This window comes from Algoriphagus ornithinivorans (assembly GCF_900115305.1).
Lineage (GTDB): Bacteria > Bacteroidota > Bacteroidia > Cytophagales > Cyclobacteriaceae > Algoriphagus > Algoriphagus ornithinivorans.
Genome location: NZ_FOVW01000002.1, coordinates 169,410 through 188,749, shown reverse-complemented (window position 1 = coordinate 188,749; position 19,340 = coordinate 169,410). Strand labels below are relative to the sequence as shown.

Genomic DNA, 19,340 nt, shown 5'->3' with positions numbered 1-19,340 from the left:
TTAGCCCTGATCTTTCAGGGCTTTTTTCATTTGATCCAATATTTTTTCTGTACTGGTTTTTTTTAAAAAATGATCTTCCACTATCGCAACCGGAGCAGACTTACACATGTCCAAACATTTGGTTTGGATCAGTTTGCAGCAACCTTTCCAAGGATTTTGTTTGCTTGCAATTTTCAGATCCTTCTTGATCAGCTTGGAACCTGCTTTTTTACAATCTGAACCTGTACATATAAAGACTAACTGTCTGCTGTGTTTCATTATCCAATAGAAATGGCCTGCATCATTAAACCGCATAAGTAGGCCCCATAAGTTCCCACAGCATAGCCTAATACCGCCAAAAGAACTCCAACCGGTGCCAAAGAAGCATCAAATGCCGATGCCACAATTGGAGCAGATGCAGCTCCTCCCACATTTGCCTGAGAACCAACTGCCACGTAGAAAAATGGTGCTTTAATCAACCAAGCAACCAAAAGCATGATTAAAATATGGAAGAACATCCATAAAATACCGATCAGAAACAAAATTGGATTATCCAATACAGCTCCCAAATCCATCTGCATTCCAATGGTTGCCACCAAGACATATAAGAAGGCGCTACCCAATCTTGATGCACCTGCACCTTCCAAGTTTCTTGCTTTAGTAAAAGAAAGTGCAAGACCTGCTGTAGTGGCAATCACCACGATCCAAAAGAAAGTAGAGTCCAAAGAGTATTGCTTCAGTGCAGGGTAATCACTAGAAATAATCGGAGCTATCCAGTCAGCAATCAAATGCGAAACCCCGGTGATCCCAAAACCCACACCTAATATGGTCATGGTCTGAGCTAAACTTGGAATTGTCATGATCTTGGATCTAAAATCCGCTATTTTGTCTCGCAACTCATAGATTGCCGTAGAATCAGCTTTGAATATTTTGTCAATTTTTTCAGGTTTGGCAGCCCAGTACAACAAGAAAGCCATCCAAAGATTAGCCACTAAAACATCAACTGCTATCATTTGGGCGAAAAGGCTGGAACTTGCTCCAAATACCTCCAACATGGCAGTTTGATTGGCTCCCCCTCCTATCCATGATCCGGCAATGGTAGCCAAACCTCTCCAGATCGCATCCGGACCAGTGCCACCTAGGAGTTCAGGCTGAATAAAGCCCACTGTCATCAGTGCCAATGGACCTCCCAGCATGATCCCTAATGTACCTGCCAGAAACATCGTCAATGCCTTAGGCCCTAATTTGAGAATACCCTTTATATCAATGCTGATTGTAAATAAAACCAAAGAAGCAGGCAATAAATACCTGGAAGCAACAAAGTACAGGTTGGAATCTTCACCTGAAATAATTCCCAAGGAGTTAAAAACCGCAGGAATAAAATAGCAGAGTAGCACTGCCGGAACAACCTTATAAAATTTTTGAAAAATACGATTTTGGCTTGCTGAGGTGCTGAAAATTACTGCTAGAGTGGCTACTAGTAAGCCAAAAACCACAGCATCATTGGTGATCAAAGGAGCTTGTTCTTCCATAGTTTTGCTTAAAGGTTACAACAATACCAACAAATGCTCATATGCCCAAAAATGAGCTTATTTTCCCTTTTCCAAAAGTTCTATAAACTCTCCCAAAATCATGGCAGTGGCACCCCAAACCATTTCTTTCTCTACTTCAAAATAAGGAGTGTCCAGTTTGATTTGATTTCCTATTTCCAAAATGGTTTTTTTCTGGATTTCAGGGGATACGATATCGGCAACTCTTGCTGAAATGATTCTTTGAACTTCCCTTTCCTCAGGAACGAATTCAGGAATATGATCTACATAACCGATTACAGGACTTACTAAAAAATTGCTGGCAGGAATAAATAAATCAGACATTCTTCCCAAAACTTCGACTTTACTGGCATTTACTGCCACTTCCTCCTCAGCTTCCCGAAGGGCTGTAAAAACTTCGTTTTCGTCTCCTTCGTCCATTTTTCCTCCTGGAAAAGCTATCTGCCCACTATGTACTCCAATGTATTCAGGTCTTTTGATCAATGGAAAAAAAGCCTGCTTTTCCTGTGGATAGATTAAAATCAGAACTGCACCTTTTCTGTAATTAGAAGGTAATTTTGTATCAAACCTTCTCATATCCACCGGCTGAGGTGACATCCTCATCTGCGCCTCTTTACCCGGAAGTTGCCTTGAAAGCGAGTTTTTCAGTCTTTGGATGACTTCTTCAAAATCCATTTTAAATCAATTCAACCTTCTTGATTTTCTTATTTAGGTAAGATTCTATCTTATAATCAGAGGTAACTTTTTTCATTCTAAATTGATATACGAGATTTTCATTTGGTCTGATCAACCAAACCAAGGGTCTAAACCCCTCTACTTCCTGAAAAAAGCCCAATACTATAAACTCTTCCTCGCTCAGCCATAAGCCCTCTTCAAATGCTCCGGAAGGCCCCATAAATAGAAGGCGCTCTTTCATTCCATCTGCTTTATACCATACCACCTCAGAGTCAGGATTCAAAAAAGGAGAATCCAATTCATCTTGAGCTTCAATTTTGTAAGAATAGATATCCATTACTCCGTTTCCTCCTGGATGTGGAAATTGATATGGAAATAAAGGGTCACTAGGAAGGATAGGGTTTTTCTCAGGCATCTCAAAGCCCTCCAAAGTATCGGAAAGCATTAATTCAAAATCATCCGCCTCGAACCTTCCTAATTTCTGAGCCCAATGCTCGTACCATTCAGATTTCTGTGCAAAAACTAAGTCAAGTTTGGTGGGAAAATCATCCAACAAATCGGAAGAATCCACCATCACTTCAGTCTCATTTTTCTCCGAAGTTGATTCACATGCAAAAGCTATCCCGATAAGGCAAATGAGGAAAAGAATTTTTATCGATTTATCCATAAGAAAAAGATGAATGCATGAAGCTAAACCAGGACGATCAAAAAACAAAAAAGGCCGGACTACTAATCCGACCTTTTCCTGCTCTCAAACCTATTAAACCTATTGTAGATATTCAATTCATGAATACTGTCGAAAAGTAGAAAATGTTTTTATATACTCCAAACAATCGATTGCGAAAGATTTTCAAAATTTTATTCTTCTAGTAATTTTCGCCCTAAACGCTTCAAAATCAAGCTTATTTATTTTCATTTTTTTACAGAATTTTTTTGGTAGGATTTTGAGATCAATTAGGAAATTTCAATGCAATCGTGTGCATAAATTCCTGTTGCACTATCTTTTTATAAGAAAAATAAATAGGAATCATTCCACGAGCTTCAGAGGTATTAACTTTTTATACTATTTTCAATCATGCCACACAGAGCCATACCTCTTGCAGAAAAAATTTTTCAAGGATTCGAAAGTTACATTCGCTCCTTCAATACTTACACGGAGCTAGCTCCTCTTTATTTCAAGGAAAGAAACTGGGCTGCCACCCAATTGAATCATAAACAAAGGCTGCGCTTGTATAAAGACTTATTGTTTCAATTAGTGGAAGAGTTCCGAAAAATGCTTGGTGATGATGCCGATAAAAGGGAAATATGGACACTGATAAGGCAGCATTATCAGGAATTGATTGCTGAAAGACCTGATATAGAACTTGCAGAAACTTTTTTCAATTCAGTCATCAGAAAGGCTTTTCCGGGTATGTCCAGCGACGAAGAATTGATGTACCTCATGGAAGGTCATAGTTCCTGTGAGATTTTTTCTACGGCAGAGTTGCTCAATTCCTATCCCAGCTCAATGGGATTGGACTCCATTATTCGAAAAATATTGGATGATTATGATTTTGGAGCTCCTTTTATGAATAAAGAAGCTGATATCCAATTCCTGATTCAAAGTGTAAAAGAGGTCATTCTTACGCGATATAATCCCGGACCTGAAACGACCACGCAGATTCTTAAGTCAGTTTTTTATAGAAATAAGGCGGCATACTTAATCGGCCGAACTTATTTGGGACATAAATGGATGCCTTTTATCATCCCAATTCTTCATGGACCCAAAGGTGTTTTTGTAGACACTCTGATTTTTGATCCTAATATTATGAGCTCACTTTTTAGCTTCACCAGATCGTATTTTATGGTGCGGGCAGAAATCCCTTCCCAGGTTGTAGCCTTTCTGAGTTCGGTTATTCCTCATAAAAAAACACATGAGCTATACAATGCGATCGGATTCAATAAACACGGCAAAACACTATTTTACAGGGATTTTTTATTGCACTTGGCACAGTCTAAAGATCAATTTGTAATCGCTCCCGGCATCAAGGGAATGGTCATGACAGTATTTACTCTTCCTTCCTTTAATGTGGTATTCAAACTCATCAAAGATCATTTTGAGCCTCCAAAAAACATGACCAGGCAGGAAGTTCGGGAAAAATATAAGTTGGTTTCCTTACATGACCGGGTAGGCAGAATGGCTGACACACATGAATTCGAACACTTTAAAATTCCCTTAGATAGACTAAGCCCTGAACTGCTTCAGGAACTAAAAAACACCACTAATTCCCTTTTAAAGAAAGACGGTAAACATTTAATTATCAAACACCTATATACTGAAAGAAGAATGACTCCTTTGAACATATATCTGGAAAACTGCAGTACAGAGGAGGGAAATCAAGTGGCAGAAGATTATGGAAGAGCTATTTTACAATTGGCTCAGGCTAATATTTTCCCGGGAGATATGATGACAAAGAATTTTGGGTTAACTAGACAAAAAAGGGTGATATTTTACGATTATGACGAGATCGAGTTTCTAACGGATATGAACTTTAGAGCCAAACCCAAGGCCGAAACTTATGCGCAAATCTATGCTTCTGAACCTTGGTATGATATAGCTAAAAACGATGTGTTTCCGGAAGATTTTAGGCGTTGGATGATTGGAAGAAGTGATTTGAAGGAACATTTTTTAAGCTATCATCAGAATCTTTTTGATCCAGAGCATTGGAAAAAGATTCAACAAAGGATTTTGAAAGGCGAGCTTATACATGCCTTCCCCTATCCAGATGAAATCCGCTTTAGGCCAGAAGAAAAAGTTTAAGTTTCTTCTTAATGGTTCAAAGCTTACTTTTGCAAAGATTGAAAGGCAGCTCGCCTCACCTATGATTTCCCTAGAGACAGACCTAAAAGATAGCAGTATCAAAACCCGTAAACTGATTTTGCACACCCCCGACGATGATGAAAGACCTGTTTATATTTCAGGTAATTTCAACAATTGGGCTACGCAAGATTATCGGTTTAAAATGAAAAAAATCGATGAGGGAAAGTATGAGTTCGAATTTCCTGAGGAGGAGATTTTTCAGGGAGAATTGATTTACAAATTCACCAAAGGAGACTGGTCAGAAGTAGAAATAGATAGATATGGCAATAGAACTCCCAATAGAATATGGAGTGACTCCAAAACCTCACGAATTGAAAAAGTTGCCAAATGGAGAAAAAACTGGCTCCCTTATCGCCCAAGTCAACTTCCAAAAATTCATTTGATCTCTGAGGAATTTGAGATCCCCCAATTGAACAAAAAGAGAAAAATCTGGGCATTGTTACCTCACGATTATGAGAGTAGCGATGAACATTATCCGGTTCTTTATCTCCAGGACGCTCAAAACCTTTTCAACGAAAACGCTGAATTTGGAAACTGGCAGATCGACAAAAAACTGGCTGTTATGTCAGATTATGGAATTGGGAAAATCATCATCATCGCAGTAGAACATGCTGAATCAGAAAGAATTCAGGAATACAATGTTGGTAAAACTCTTTTAGGTAAGGGTCAGGGGAAGCAATACATCAGATTTATAACAGATACGCTTAAGCCATTTGTAGATAAAACCTTTAGAACCAAACCTGAAAGAGAGCACACAGGAATTGGTGGAAGCTCTATGGGAGGATTGGTTAGTATCTTTTCAGGCTTGATTTATCCGGAGGTGTTTGGTAAACTCATGGTATTTTCTCCTTCCCTTTGGGTAATTCCCAAAATCAAACTAGGATTCTTAGATTTCTTTGATCCGCAGGAAACCAGACTTTATCTATATGCCGGAGGAGATGAGAGTGAAACCATGGTTGAGCATGTCAGTAAACTCCGAAAAAGGCTTCTTAAAAGAGAGAGCCTACAAGGAAAAATGAAAATCCGGCTATCCATCAATGAGCAGGGGAAACATAATGAAAGCTACTGGAGTGATGAATTCCCCAAAGCGATAGAATGGCTTTTTTTCAGCAATAAAGAAGAATAAGACTTATGAAGATTCAAATTAATACTCAAGTTTCCAGCTCAACCTTTTTAAGAGTAATTCCATTTTTGGAAAAGGAAGAAATCAGCTTTTCTGCATCAAACGGAGTTTCTGTAAATGTGAAAAGCCCTATTTTTTCCGGGAAAAAAGACAGTTTTTATGTCCTGGAAGCGGAAAAGGAAATGGTGCTGCTTGTTGGCTTGGGAAAGGAGCCTGAGTACAAATCCATAGAAAATTCATTCAGAAAAGTGCTTCATAAGCATGATCATCTAATCGATCAAAGTATCCTGCTTGAATTTCCGGAAGGCTTTGATGATAATTATCTTGAACCAGCCTTAGTTGGCTTATTTCTAGGAGACTATCATCTTGATTTTTTCAAAAAAGAGCGTAAAAATAATTTCGAAGAGCTAGAGGTGCATATCAAGTTGGCACATAAAAACGCTGAGAAATTGGTACAACGAGCAGAAAAAATTTCAAAAGCAAAGAAGGAAGCATTTAGGCTTGTAGACTTACCTCCCAATAACCTTACCCCAGAATACTTGGCAGAATGGGCCGTAGAAATGGCAGGAAAATATTCCCTGAAATCAGAAATTATCAGCGGGATAGACGCAAAAGATAAAGGATTGGAAGCTTTTTTGGCTGTGGGAAGAGGCTCTGCCAAGGAACCCAAATTCATTATTCTAGAATATAGGCACCCTGAAGCAAAAACACATTTAGGCTTGGTCGGTAAAGGAGTAACCTTCGATACAGGAGGCCTAAATATCAAAACTCAGGGAATGCATCATATGAAATCAGATATGGGAGGAGCTGCTGCAGTATTGGGAGCAACTCAAGTGATTGCAGATTTGAAAATCCCTATCAATCTAACAACCATTGTTCCAGCAGTGGAAAATGCAGTCGATAAGGATGCCTATTTACCTTCCGAAATTATTGCTTCTCATGCAGGATTAAGCATCGAGGTAGTGGATACTGACGCAGAAGGTAGACTGATTTTGGCGGATGGTCTCTCCTATCTCATTGAGACTTACAAACCAGATCAAGTCATTGACATGGCTACCTTAACAGGCAGTGCCGTAGGTACCTTTGGTTATGAGTGTGCTGCACTTTTCTCCAATGATTCTAAGCTCTCTGAATCTCTTCAAAACGCCGGAAAAGGTGTTGGAGAAAAATCCTGGCCCCTTCCAATTTGGGAAGAATATGCTAAAGAGATGGACTCCGAAATTGCTGATATCAGAAATTATCATGGAAAGCCAATTGCAGGAGCCATAACAGCTGCAAAGTTTTTGCAAGCCTTCACTCATGAGCATCCTTCTTGGGCTCATTTGGATATTGCTGGGGTGGCTTTTGCGGATACTGATTTTGCAAAAACCAAATCAGGAACTGCCTTTGGTGTGGGATTATTGCTTAAATTCATAGAAAATCAAATGTAATATGAATCAACAAGGCAAAACTTTTCTGTGCATTTCCAACTTTTTCAAAGGCAATGCATTTTTAACAGCATTGAAGAAACAGGGAAATCGAGTTTTTCTAGTTACCTCAGAAAAATTGAAAGACAAACCTTGGGTCTATGAATACATAGATGAGGTTTTTTTCATGCCAGGGCAAGATTTAGATTGGGATTTAAACCTCTTGCTTCAGGGAGTTGGTGGACTAATGAAAAACCATAAAATCGAATCCATCATTGCCTTGGATGATTATGATGTTGAAAAAGCCACTTTCCTGAGGGAAAGTTTGAGAATACCGGGAATGGGACAGACCACCGGAAGATTTTTCAGAGATAAGTTGGCCATGAGAATTAAAGCTCAGGACTCTGGACTTCGGGTTCCTGCCTTCTCTCCTCTTTTCAATGATGAGGACATCAATTTATTTGCAGATCATATTTCTGCGCCTTGGGTACTCAAACCCAGGTCCGAAGCTTCTGCACATGGGATTATCAAGGTAAATTCGAAAGAAGAACTTTGGCACCATATCAACGAGTTGGGAGATAACCGCTTATACTACCTCGTCGAACAGTTCAAACCGGGAGATGTCTATCATGCCGATGGCTTATTATTAAATGGAAAAAGTCTGTTTTTAACTGTTTCTAAATACCTAGCTACTCCTATGGAAATCTCCCAAGGAGGTGGGATTTTTCGTTCTTCAAATATCAAATACGGGTCTTCAGAGGATAAAGCAATTAAGAAGGCCAATTTGGAAATTATGAAGGCATTTGGGATGAAATCAGGAGCAACGCATACTGAATTTATCAAATGCCATGAAGATGGAGAAATCTACTTTTTGGAAACATCATCCAGAGTTGGCGGGGCTCATTTGGCTGAAATGGTGGAAGCGGCAACAGACATCAACTTATGGGCTGAGTGGGCCAAAATCGAAGACTCTTTAGCCAAAGGCTACAAGTATGAATTGCCAAAAGTAGCTAAAAACTATGCGGGTATTGTACTTACTTTATCCAAGTATGAACATCCTGATTTGAGCAGTTTTGACGATCCCGAGGTATATTTTAGAGTTCCCTTAGAATATCATGCGGGGCTGATTGTTAGATCCAAAAACCAGCAAAAAATCATGGAGTTGTTGGACAACTATGCAGAAAGATTTGCAAATGAATTTTCTACCTCAGCGGCTGCTCCAGAGGTCAAAAAATTTCATTAAGCCTAGAACTTTTCTTCGATTCCAAGTCCAAAAAGAGCAAAATCATATTTGACCGGATCCCTTGGATCAAAGGTTCTCAATTGCTCTGTCAGTTCCAGAGCTGTTAGCCAATCCGTTTGTTTACGTGTGATTAAGCCAAGTTTCCTCGCCACCCTATCGACATGCAGATCACAGGGACAAATCAATTGAGCCGGCTTAATCTGATCCCAAATTCCAAAATCAACACCCTTCGAATCCTTTCTTACCATCCATCGCAAATACATGGTAATGCGCTTACATGCTGCTTTTCTTGCGGGAGTTGCTATATGTTTGCGGGTTCTGGATGGAGCATCGGGAAGAGAAAAGAAAAACTCATGGAATCGGGATAGAATTGATCCCATAGCATCAATTTCCCCGTTTTGTCCCAGTAAAAAGGCCTGTTCCAAGGAATCGTATTTTTTATAAAACCAAGTCAAAAAGTGGATAAAATAAAGCGTATCCACATCATTAAAGGTTCTATGTTTGAAGCTTAGAAATGGCTTCAAGTCATCTTCCTGATGATTCATCAAAAATTCATGGGGAGCATTATCCATTTTCTCAAAAAGCTCCAAGCATTTATTGATGATGGTCTTTCTTTGACCCCAGGCTAATATTGCAGCAAAAAAACCTGAAATTTCTATATCCTGCTTTTTTGAAAAGCGATGTGGGATAGAAATCGGATCGTTGGTTATAAATCCCGGCTGATTGTAGAGTTCGACTTTTTCGTCTAAAAATCCCTTGATATCATTCATTAAAGAGCAACTTTCACCTCTCCGCCTTGAGTTCCGTCAAACCATTTAAAAGAAAGCTCATTTTCTACTTTCTCAGAAACATGCCAGTCAAAGCACTTAATATTTGTAAGTGATCTTAAGGAATCTTCATCTGGATTATACAAGCAAATGTCAAAGTCGGGAAGATCTTTGGATTCAGTGCTATTCCATTTTTCTAAAATAAATCCCTCTTCTATAACTCTGATTTTATTTCCGAACACAAAATCCGATAAAACTGAAGGTACTCCATCCATCCTTCTCAGTCTAAAGCCAGAAGGGCCAAACATGATCTGTTTAACCAATTTAGCCTCCAGCATGTCATTGGAATAAGGGAGAACTTCCCATTCACTTTCCTTAATGACTATTTTTTTACCCTCAGGTCTCAACTTGGTCAAGAGTTGGGAAAGTTTGGAAAAGAGCCAAGTTAGCCCAATAAATAGCAAGCCAAAGCTTGCAAGGATTGGATAAGATACCACGAATATCAAATTCCAGATAAATCTAAAAACGTGGTGAAAGAAGAGTTGTACTTTGTTCATAATGGGGTACTTGCATGCAAAGGTACCCTGACTAAATAAGAATGACAAACTAGAGCTACAGAGTAATAACTAAATTCTATTCAAAAAAATATGATTTATCTCAGGGGAATTCTCAAGGCAACTCCGGTTGTGCTTAAACTAATGTTTTGAACTATTCCAGGTAAGTCTTTTGCATTCGCGCTGTGGAAGCTATACATGATGCCATCAAAGACCAATAAAAATGCACCTTGTAAAATTACCGACTTACCAAACCCAATCAATCGCTCATTTGATTTTCTAAGCCCTCTTTCTTTCAGGTATAAGCCTCCTCCCATATAAGCTAAATCTAATGCAGCATTAAAAAGGAGAATTTTTTCAATTCCATTTTGAGCATCCATTGTTTGCCAAAAATCGGTACCTGGACTCTCCTTGGTAGCTTGCCAATAACCCAACCCTGCAATTATCAAATTCACGGAGTTCCAATACAGGTTCATTTGGTGAAAAGCCTTGTTTTCTCCCATGCTTTGGCTTGCTCCTATCCCACCCCAAATCATATTTCCCACAGCCCAAGAGCCTAAAATCAACATCCCTTTTTGATTGTAATCTAATCGGGTCTGATTAAAAGATTCTAATGCAGGAATTTCCTGACTGAGGCTTTCAAAAGCAATAAAAAATAGTGCTAGAAAAAGGAGAGTTCGAAGTGGAGAAATAGCTTTCATATCAAACAAACTTACTGAAAAGCGGATAGTTATGATAATTAAAAAAAAAGCTCCGATAATTCGGAGCTCCAATTAATTTATCAAAACTTCTTAATACATCACCTCAACAGGGAATCTTCCATTCACAGCTTTGAGTTGATCAAATGCAGCTTGTGAAAGTTTAATGACCAATTTGGAGTTATCTCCAGTTTCAGGAAGTGTTCCCACCACTCTGGCAAAAATGGTCACGTCATTTTCTTCATTTTTCACTCGCATGATAGTTCCTACGGGCGCTGTTCTGTGAAGAACCAAATATTTTTTATGACCACCTGTACCTTCTATCAGTTCAGCTTGGCCGGTTTCTCTAATATTCTTAAACCCACCTGAGCTCGCTCCATCCGGAACAACATGCATTTCTTCAGGGCTACTTACCACCTTCGGCTCACCTACAATCGGCACGTCTGATTGTTTGGGCTCTGCTCTCCCAACTTTCAACACCTGTCCGACAGTTAGATTATTTGAGACCAAACCATTCCAATTAATGATGTCTTCCACTTTTGCATTGTACTGCCCAGCAATTGAAAACAAGGTCTGTCCGGTTTTAACTTCATGAGAAATCCAGTCTCCAGGAACCAAAACCTGACCTGTTGGCTGGGTTTTAGGCTCAGTCATTGGTCTTGTTTCTTCCTTTCTTGCAGGAGCCTCTTGCTTTACAGGACTCAGCTTAGGCTCCGGCTTTGGAGTAGTTTCTTTTTTTGCAGGTACATTAGCAGTGTTAGGTGCAGGTGGAGTTTCTTTCACTTCAGCTACCGTCTTTTGAGGAGCTGCTTGTGGTTTTTGAATGACCAATGCCTGGCCGACACTTAGATCATTTCCTTTTAAACCATTCCACTCCATGATCTCAGAAACTGTCACATCATATTTTTTGGAAATCGCAAATAGCGTTTCGCCTGGAACTACTTTATGCAAGGCTGCACCTGAAGGAACAGTTTCTTTGGATACATAGGGAACTCTGATTTGCTGTCCGATTTTTAAACCCGATTTCAAAGAGGCATTTGCATCTACAATTTCTCCTACAGGGGTTTGATATCTTCTTGAAATTCCGAAAAGAGTCTCCTTAGGCTCAACATTATGGATAATAAAGGTTTTATCGCCCACCCTTTCAATTCCTACAGAGTCCATTTCAGTCATAGCGAAGGTTGAAATGGAGATAAAAAGTGCAGGAACTAGGTAGAAAGTGCGTTTATTAATTTGCATATAGAAAGCTGATTTTGATGGGTTGTACTAAAATTCTATCTACATAAACATCAATAATTATGCTAAAAGACTAATTTTCTCGAATAAGAATCCCAGGTTATGGATCAAACGTCTTAAATCAACTGAAAGTCAAGGGATTTTAGAAAAAAAGCCTGATATCTTTCAAAAAATAAGTCCTAAAGGAAATTCATGCGTATCTTTTGTTTCTGATTAACTAACCATGAAAACATTATTCTACTGCCTTTTAATGTCAATTTTCTTTAGCAGCTTCTCAAGCACTAATGCCCAGGAAGCTGAAATAAAGAAAATATTCACTTTTAAAATTGACAGAGATATTGATCCTGCAATGAATAGAAGAGTGAAGCTGGCTTTGGAAGATGCAAAAGAAAAAAATGCAGATTTGATTATCATCGAAATGGACACCTACGGAGGTGCGGTCAATGATGCAGATGATATTCGAACCATGCTTTTGGAATCCGAAATTCCGATTTACACCTTTATCAATAAGGATGCAGCCTCCGCCGGAGCCTTGATTTCGATTGCTACCGATAGTATTTACATGGCACCAGGAGCAAGCATTGGTGCCGCCACTGTGGTCAATGGGGCAGATGGAGCTGCAGCACCTGATAAGTATCAGTCCTACATGCGCTCCATGATGAGAAGTACTGCCGAAGCAAAAGGAAGAGACCCCAAAATTGCTGAAGGAATGGTAGACGAAAAATTGGAGATTGAAGGTGTATCCGAAGCAGGTTCAGTCATTACACTTTCCGTTTCTGAAGCCATTAAGCTGGGTTTTTGTGAAGGAGAATACCGCTCCATCAATGCTATTCTTGAGGCCCAGGGGCTTCAAGACGCTGAGATTATTGAATATGAAGTTTCACACACAGAACAAATCATTTCTTTTTTCCTAAATCCTGCAATCAGTGGGATATTGATCTTAATTATTATAGGAGGAATCTATTTCGAACTTCAAACTCCCGGAGTTGGCTTTCCACTTCTAGCATCAATCGTTGCTACCATCCTCTATTTCATCCCTTATTATTTAAATGGACTAGCTGAAAACTGGGAAGTAATTGTATTTGTGGCAGGTGTGATTTTATTGGCAATCGAGCTATTTGTCATCCCAGGTTTTGGAATTTTTGGGGTTCTAGGGATAACTTGTATCCTTGCAGGTTTGGTCTTGGGTATGCTTCCGAATCAGAATTTCGACTTTGAATTTGTACCTGCCTCTCAATTATTCACTGCCTTGCTCACCGTGATCCTTTCCGCAATTGCTGCTGTGAGTTTGATCTTTTGGCTCACTCCCAAGGTGAATAAATGGCAGGCATTTCAAACCATTACTTTGGCCAGTACCCAACAGAGAACAGAGGGGTATACTTCCAGTTTTTACAAAGATGATTTAAAGGGAAAATCAGGTATAGTACATTCCAGACTCAGGCCCAGCGGAAGGGTAGAAATTGACGGAGAGATTTATGATGCCTATTCCAGAGGAGATTTTATAGACCAAGGTGAAAAAGTGATTGTAATATCCACAGAAGGAACATCTTTGAAAGTCAAAAAACTGGAATCCTAATTCCTGGCTTTTGTTAAGTTTGCGAAATGAACCCATTTCAAAGCATATATGAAGCAGTCGGAGAAGAAAAAATAAAACTACTGACCGCTTATTTTTATGAGGAAGTGTCCCGGAACGAAGAGTTGAGAAGACTTTATCCAGAAAAAGATCTGGCTCCAGCAGAAAGGAGACTTTTCTTATTTCTAATGCAGGTATTTGGTGGACCTCAAACCTATTCGGAAGAGCGGGGACATCCTCGGCTTAGAATGAGACATTTTCAGTGGAAAATAGATGGTAAAATGAGAAATCACTGGATGAATGCCATGCTCACAGCTTTGGATAAAATTCAGGTGGAACAGGAAGTCAGAGAGTTGATGATGAATTATTTTATCAAGGTGGCAAATCATATGGTCAATCATGATTAAACTTCTACGGATCATTTATTCAGTCTATGCCGGCTTATTATTCATTGGAAGCTTTTTAGCAATATTCCCTTTCTTTATGATCTGTATTTGGATTCCTGGATGGCAAAGATTTGGAAGAAAAATCAACCGCTATTGGGCTAAAGTTTATTTCACCTTGATTTTTCTCCCCGTTCACATGGAGAAAAAATGCAAGTTAGAAAAAGGCAAACCTTACCTTTTTTTAGCCAATCACTTCTCTTACCTGGACATTGCCATGATGGGGTTTATTCCGGGTGACGTGAAGTTTGTGGGAAAAGCCTCAATTAGGAAAGCACCTCTTTTCGGCTACTATTTTAAAAAACTCCATATCGCAGTTGACAGGTCAAGACTTAAAAGCCGTGCTGAAACTATGAGAAGGGCAGGTTTAGCACTGGATAATGGAAGCAGTATTGTTCTTTTTCCAGAAGGAGGAATCTATTCCACCCAACCACCACAAATGGTTCCTTTCAAAAATGGGGCGTTTCGGCTAGCTGTTGAGAAACAAATACCCATCATTCCTGTCACTTTATCCTATAATCATCTAATTTTGCCTGAAGGAAAAGGGCTCTTGCTCAACTTGAAAAGAGCAAAAATGGTCTTACATGAGGCTTTACTTCCTACAGTAGAAGATACAGAAGACAGCCTGAAAGAGAAGTGTTTTGAAGTGATTCAAGCTCAACTCAATCGGGATAATTTAGGTAACGACACACATGAAGATTGACAAAGAAGCAATCAAAAAAATAGCGCATTTGGCAAGGCTAGAATTCGATGAAGGCAGTGCTGAAAAAATGTCACAAGATATGAGTCAGATTTTGGACTGGGTGGAAAAGCTCAATGAATTAGATACAGATTCAGTGGAGCCATTAACCACTATGTCGTCCGAAGTCAATGACATGCGGGAAGATCAGGTAGGTAAGCATTTAGACCACGAAGCAGGTTTGAAAAATGCCCCAAAAAGAGATTCTGATTATTTCCGGGTTCCAAAGGTTTTAGAATAATGCTGCAAAACTCCACCAACTTACTTTCTAAAAAAGCAATTATCCCGGCCCTCCTTTTGATTATTACGGGAGGGCTTTTTGCTTACTTCTATTTTCTTTTCAATCCCATACCTTACAGAAATATCCAAGCCGGTTACTTTTTGGATAGTATTTCTATCCCTTTTGATTGGTCTCAATTTGGACCCGTTTCATTTCCTATATTGGTAGATAATTTTCTGATTTTTCAGGAATTCAAAGATTTAGGCCCCAATATTTTTGTTGCTGAGTCTTTATTCTTTGGTGTTTTAATGGGGCTCATTCTTACCCTGATTTTGACATTAGTCAGCGAATTGAAAAAGTACTTTTTTCTTGCTTTTGGAATAGCCTGGATTGCCATTCTCACTTTTTCCAATCTGAACGGATTGAATATTGGAAGTCCAAGTAGCAACTACCCCCTCATCATTGCCATAGTTGGCACCTTAGTAATTCCTGTTTTTTTTCATATTACTGGGAAATCTCTTCGATTTGAGTTCAGGTTTCTTCTCAATTTAATTTGCTTGATGGTCACTGGCTATGCGTTGGAAACCTTGAGTCCGATTTCCAGCCCAGAGCTTTTTCTAGCAGAACATCTAACCATGCCAGCTATACTATTATCAATTGCTTGGCTCTTATGGAATGGACACGGAGTGATTTCAGGCATTTATATTTTACTGCTAAAAGCAGGAAGAAATTTATCCTTGAAAGTATCCATTCAAATCACTCTAATAACAGCTATTTACCTACTATTAATGGTAAATATTTTGATGGATTTCACAGGCTTCCCTATGGATTTTCTGCCAAGCTTCAATCCCCTGTTTCTTCTATTTCCATTAGGAATATTGGGCTGGTTTACTTTGAAAGAAAGAGTTGAATCAGGTCAGGATTTGGTGGGGTCTGAAAAGGCATTGAAAGGACTGTATCTGATTGGCTTTGGACTGGTTTTATGGTTGAGCTGGAAACTCAAAATCTCCGGAAATCAACCCGCAGAAGAGTTTCTCAAACATATTTTCACTTACTCTCAAATCGGTTTCAGTCTATTTTTCTTGGTCTATATTCTTACCAATTTCTATGAGGTAATGAATTCCGGAAAAGCTGCAGAAAAGGTATTATTCAAGCCTCATTCCTTGCCTTATTATCATTTAAGAATTGGAGGTTTGATTGCCATGTTGGTAGCCACTGCTTACTCAGAAGGAATAGTTGGAGTACAAGCCAATGCCATGAGCAGTAATATTTTGGGTGATTATTATTACGGATCAGGTCAAAAATTAGAGGCTAGTATTATTTATGAAAACTCCTGGTCCAGGTATAGAAATAACCCAAAAGCCAAGAATGCTACAGCACAGCTTCTTTTCCAATTAAACCAGCCTACTTTAGCTAAACAACACTTGGAAGAAAGCTTTTCTGAAGCTCCTCAGGTGGACAATATTATCCTTCTGGCAGACAGGCTTCATAGAGAAAATAAGATTTTTGAATCCATATTTTATTTAGAACGAGGCCTTCGATTTTTCCCTGAAAATGAATTATTGCTGAATAATTTGGCACTATTGCTCACCAAGGTAAACCGTGCTGAAGAGGCATTGGCATTATTGGATTCAAGTTCAATCTCACACCCTGTTTCCCAAAGTAATCTATTGGCTTTGAAGGCCAAAATGGGTCAAATTGAGGGTGAGTCCAAGGCCTTGAATTCATTGGCAGAAAAAATCAATGAAATAGCCAGACAAAACGCTCTGGGAAACTATCCTGAAGAGAAACTTCTAGCGGAAGTAAAGAAAGAAATAGAAAAAGAAAATTCCCCCCTTTTGGTACAGGCTGCTTGGAGAAATATCTTTTCTCAAAAAAACCATGTCAACATTGAGTCCGACATTGCAATGCTTGACAGCTTGTGGAAGCAAGAGGAAATGCAGGATTATATCATGCAACTTCAGGAGACGGCTGTCATCAGAAGCCTTGGAGCCGGAAGAATAGCAGATGCGATCAAAAACCTGAATGGCTTGGCTTTTAGAAATCCCGGAGATGCTGGCTATTTTCTCCATTTATCGACCAGCATTTTAGCTCAGCAAATGGACTTTAAAAAAGCTGCCAAAGAATTACTGGCGGCAGAGGAAAAGGGATTTCAGGCTTTTCAGTCTTACCATTGGAGTATTTTGAGCTTTGGTGGATATTATGAAAATGCGGAACTGATTCGAGTAAAATATGGTCTTCAAATGCCGGATTATCTAACTCAGCCAGATGAAGCAGCCTTGTTTTACCTCGAGTTAATTCAAAAATTCCACGAAAGTCTGCCAAAAACTTTATACGATGAATGGAAAACTCTTCCTGATTCAGAACTCAAAACTGATTTCGCAATTCGATTGATAGCCTTTAAAAGTCATGGAATCGACGTGTCTGATTTGAGGGAATTAGGAAAGCATATTCAAGATAAAAAGGGTATTCAGGAAGATCTGAGTAAATTTTTGGCCAATCCGGATTTGAAAAATAAAGAGTCTGTAGAAGCCCTGCTCAATTGGCTTCAATTGGGAGATGAGTTGACAGGCAATCCCTATTTCAGTCCCTTAATCTGGTCTGCCGTTGCAATCAATCCAGATCCTTTGGCTCAATATGAAATCATCAATGCGGCTACTGAATTCAACCGAGACCCTATTCTCTGGATCAAAAAAGTTCAACTGGCAAGAGCAATAGGTTTGAGCAATTACGCAACAGATGCCCTGGTTGAAATGGCCCAATGGATAGATCCTGCCACTTTAGAAAGACTCCAATTAACCAACTATTAGAAGATAATCTCGTATTTTGACAGAAATGCTGTATTTTTAAAATTCAGCTGAAACCACTAACCCAACTTACCATGAGCAGAGTTATTGAGACCCATAATATCAACCGAACCTACAAAATGGGGGCAGAAATTATTCAAGCCCTAAAATCCGTTTCTATCACAGTGGATAGAGGGGAATATGTAGCTTTTATGGGTCCTTCAGGATCAGGTAAATCTACCTTGATGAATATCATCGGTTGCCTTGATACCCCTACTTCAGGCACATACATTCTCAATAATAAGGATGTCAGTGACATGACTGAAAATGAGCTGGCGGAGATCAGAAATAAAGAAATAGGCTTCGTATTCCAAACTTTTAACCTTCTTCCGAGAGCCAGTTGTCTGGAGAATGTAGCCCTGCCCTTGGTTTATGCAGGTTTTAGCAGAGCCGAGAGAGAAGAAATGGCATTTCAGGCTTTGAGTAATGTGGGACTTGGTGATCGAACCAAGCACAGACCAAATGAACTTTCCGGTGGACAAAGACAAAGAGTTGCGATTGCAAGAGCTTTGGTCAACAATCCATCTATCATATTGGCAGATGAGCCAACAGGAAACCTAGACTCTAAGACTTCCTATGATATTATGGAGCTTTTTCATGAGCTACACTCAAAAGGAAATACCATCATCATGGTAACTCACGAAGATGATATTGCCCACTATGCGCACCGAATTGTCAGATTAAGAGACGGCTTGGTAGAAAGTGATACAGTGAACCCAAATCCAACCCGAGGGGTAGGCGTTCACGCTTAAATCAAACAAAGTATTATCAAATAGATTCTTATTTTTGTCGGAGAATTGAAGGGCTATTCATGAAAATTTATACCAAAACCGGAGATCAAGGAATTACCTCATTGTTGGGAGGAGTCAGAGTACCAAAATCAGATTTAAGAATCGATGCTTATGGAACCATTGACGAACTCAACTCTTATGTGGGACTTCTCAGAGATCAGGAAGTAAATAATTCCAGAACTGATATTCTGAAAGAAATTCAGGATAGACTCTTTACAATTGGAGCTGATTTAGCCACTGTTCCGGGAAAGGATAAAGTAAAAAAGCCAGACTTGCATGCTGAAGATATCCAAATGCTAGAGCATCAAATGGATAGTATGGAAGCTAATTTGGCTCCTCTTACAGCATTTATCTTACCAGGTGGACACCAATCTGTTTCATTTTGCCACTTAGCAAGGACGGTGTGTAGAAGAGCTGAAAGATTGACAGTTGAGCTCGCTTCCTACGAACAAGTGAATGAAATGGTGATCCAATATTTGAATAGACTTTCGGACTACTTCTTTGTTTTGGGAAGAAAAATGGCCCAAGAACTAGAAGTAGAGGAAGTAACTTGGAAACCTAGAGTTTAAAAAACTGGGTAAATTTTGCCCGTAGTAAAATAAAATTTCAACAAAGGCTTTTGGCCTGAATCCGATTT

General features: G+C 39.3%; 19 protein-coding genes. 11 read left to right on the top strand and 8 right to left on the bottom strand.

Annotation, left to right across the window (positions count from 1 at the left end; genetic code table 11):
• From BM073_RS02940 to BM073_RS02925, 4 genes are read right to left on the bottom strand one after another with little or no spacing between them, the layout of a single operon-like run.
• Positions 1-258, bottom strand: coding sequence for a (2Fe-2S) ferredoxin domain-containing protein (locus BM073_RS02940; RefSeq protein ID WP_091650115.1), 258 nt, complete (start codon positions 256-258; stop codon positions 1-3).
• The gene (locus BM073_RS02935) at positions 258-1,511 is read right to left on the bottom strand and encodes a DUF819 family protein (RefSeq protein WP_091650111.1); all 1,254 of its coding nucleotides are present in this window, start codon (positions 1,509-1,511) and stop codon (positions 258-260) included. Before BM073_RS02935 ends, BM073_RS02940 begins: the two co-directional genes overlap by 1 nt.
• A gap of 57 nt (positions 1,512-1,568) precedes the next feature.
• Complete coding sequence (locus tag BM073_RS02930; protein WP_091650105.1) at positions 1,569-2,204, bottom strand: NUDIX hydrolase; 636 nt, start codon at positions 2,202-2,204, stop codon at positions 1,569-1,571.
• A 1-nt stretch (position 2,205) separates the two neighbouring features.
• A complete protein-coding gene (locus tag BM073_RS02925; protein WP_091650102.1) occupies positions 2,206-2,871 on the bottom strand; it encodes a hypothetical protein in 666 nt (221 codons plus the stop codon).
• A gap of 408 nt (positions 2,872-3,279) precedes the next feature.
• Here BM073_RS02925 and aceK point away from each other — a divergent pair, with 408 nt between their 5' ends.
• The 4 genes from aceK to BM073_RS02905 all read left to right on the top strand — a co-directional run bounded on the left by aceK (position 3,280) and on the right by BM073_RS02905 (position 8,836).
• The gene (aceK, locus tag BM073_RS02920) at positions 3,280-5,004 is read left to right on the top strand and encodes a bifunctional isocitrate dehydrogenase kinase/phosphatase (RefSeq protein WP_091650099.1); all 1,725 of its coding nucleotides are present in this window, start codon (positions 3,280-3,282) and stop codon (positions 5,002-5,004) included.
• A gap of 61 nt (positions 5,005-5,065) precedes the next feature.
• Positions 5,066-6,190, top strand: coding sequence for an alpha/beta hydrolase (locus tag BM073_RS02915; protein ID WP_091650914.1), 1,125 nt, complete (start codon positions 5,066-5,068; stop codon positions 6,188-6,190).
• 5 nt (positions 6,191-6,195) lie between these two features.
• Entirely contained in the window at positions 6,196-7,617 is a 1,422-nt protein-coding gene (locus tag BM073_RS02910) for a leucyl aminopeptidase family protein (RefSeq protein ID WP_091650098.1), read from the top strand.
• 1 nt (position 7,618) lies between these two features.
• On the top strand, positions 7,619-8,836 hold the full coding sequence (locus BM073_RS02905) for an ATP-grasp domain-containing protein (RefSeq protein WP_091650095.1): 1,218 nt from the start codon (positions 7,619-7,621) through the stop codon (positions 8,834-8,836).
• Between the two features lie 2 nt (positions 8,837-8,838).
• On the opposite strand, the gene BM073_RS02900 is transcribed toward BM073_RS02905, so the two are convergent.
• The 4 genes from BM073_RS02900 to BM073_RS02885 all read right to left on the bottom strand — a co-directional run bounded on the left by BM073_RS02900 (position 8,839) and on the right by BM073_RS02885 (position 12,094).
• Positions 8,839-9,606, bottom strand: a complete 768-nt coding sequence (locus BM073_RS02900) for a TIGR02757 family protein (RefSeq protein WP_091650092.1) — start codon at positions 9,604-9,606, stop codon at positions 8,839-8,841.
• Positions 9,606-10,160, bottom strand: a complete 555-nt coding sequence (locus tag BM073_RS02895; protein WP_091650090.1) for a hypothetical protein — start codon at positions 10,158-10,160, stop codon at positions 9,606-9,608. The genes BM073_RS02900 and BM073_RS02895 overlap by 1 nt, the downstream gene beginning before the upstream one ends.
• A 95-nt stretch (positions 10,161-10,255) precedes the next feature.
• A complete protein-coding gene (locus BM073_RS02890) occupies positions 10,256-10,858 on the bottom strand; it encodes a DUF6992 family protein (protein ID WP_091650913.1) in 603 nt (200 codons plus the stop codon).
• Positions 10,859-10,948: 90 nt separating this feature from the next.
• Positions 10,949-12,094: a DPBB and LysM peptidoglycan-binding domain-containing protein gene (locus tag BM073_RS02885; protein WP_091650087.1), complete on the bottom strand. Its 1,146-nt coding sequence runs from the start codon at positions 12,092-12,094 to the stop codon at positions 10,949-10,951.
• Positions 12,095-12,314: 220 nt separating this feature from the next.
• Between BM073_RS02885 and BM073_RS02880 the strand changes: the two genes are divergently transcribed.
• From BM073_RS02880 to BM073_RS02850, 7 genes are all read left to right on the top strand, one after another.
• The gene (locus BM073_RS02880; RefSeq protein WP_091650085.1) at positions 12,315-13,667 is read left to right on the top strand and encodes an NfeD family protein; all 1,353 of its coding nucleotides are present in this window, start codon (positions 12,315-12,317) and stop codon (positions 13,665-13,667) included.
• A 26-nt stretch (positions 13,668-13,693) separates the two neighbouring features.
• Complete coding sequence (locus BM073_RS02875) at positions 13,694-14,071, top strand: globin domain-containing protein (RefSeq protein ID WP_091650082.1); 378 nt, start codon at positions 13,694-13,696, stop codon at positions 14,069-14,071.
• On the top strand, positions 14,064-14,810 hold the full coding sequence (locus tag BM073_RS02870; protein ID WP_091650079.1) for a lysophospholipid acyltransferase family protein: 747 nt from the start codon (positions 14,064-14,066) through the stop codon (positions 14,808-14,810). The genes BM073_RS02875 and BM073_RS02870 overlap by 8 nt, the downstream gene beginning before the upstream one ends.
• Complete coding sequence (gene gatC, locus BM073_RS02865; protein ID WP_091650078.1) at positions 14,800-15,087, top strand: Asp-tRNA(Asn)/Glu-tRNA(Gln) amidotransferase subunit GatC; 288 nt, start codon at positions 14,800-14,802, stop codon at positions 15,085-15,087. Before BM073_RS02870 ends, gatC begins: the two co-directional genes overlap by 11 nt.
• The gene (locus tag BM073_RS02860; protein ID WP_091650075.1) at positions 15,087-17,876 is read left to right on the top strand and encodes a tetratricopeptide repeat protein; all 2,790 of its coding nucleotides are present in this window, start codon (positions 15,087-15,089) and stop codon (positions 17,874-17,876) included. Before gatC ends, BM073_RS02860 begins: the two co-directional genes overlap by 1 nt.
• Positions 17,877-17,947: 71 nt before the next feature.
• Complete coding sequence (locus BM073_RS02855; RefSeq protein ID WP_091650073.1) at positions 17,948-18,664, top strand: ABC transporter ATP-binding protein; 717 nt, start codon at positions 17,948-17,950, stop codon at positions 18,662-18,664.
• A gap of 59 nt (positions 18,665-18,723) precedes the next feature.
• The gene (locus BM073_RS02850) at positions 18,724-19,272 is read left to right on the top strand and encodes a cob(I)yrinic acid a,c-diamide adenosyltransferase (protein WP_091650070.1); all 549 of its coding nucleotides are present in this window, start codon (positions 18,724-18,726) and stop codon (positions 19,270-19,272) included.
• Positions 19,273-19,340 lie beyond the last annotated feature (68 nt).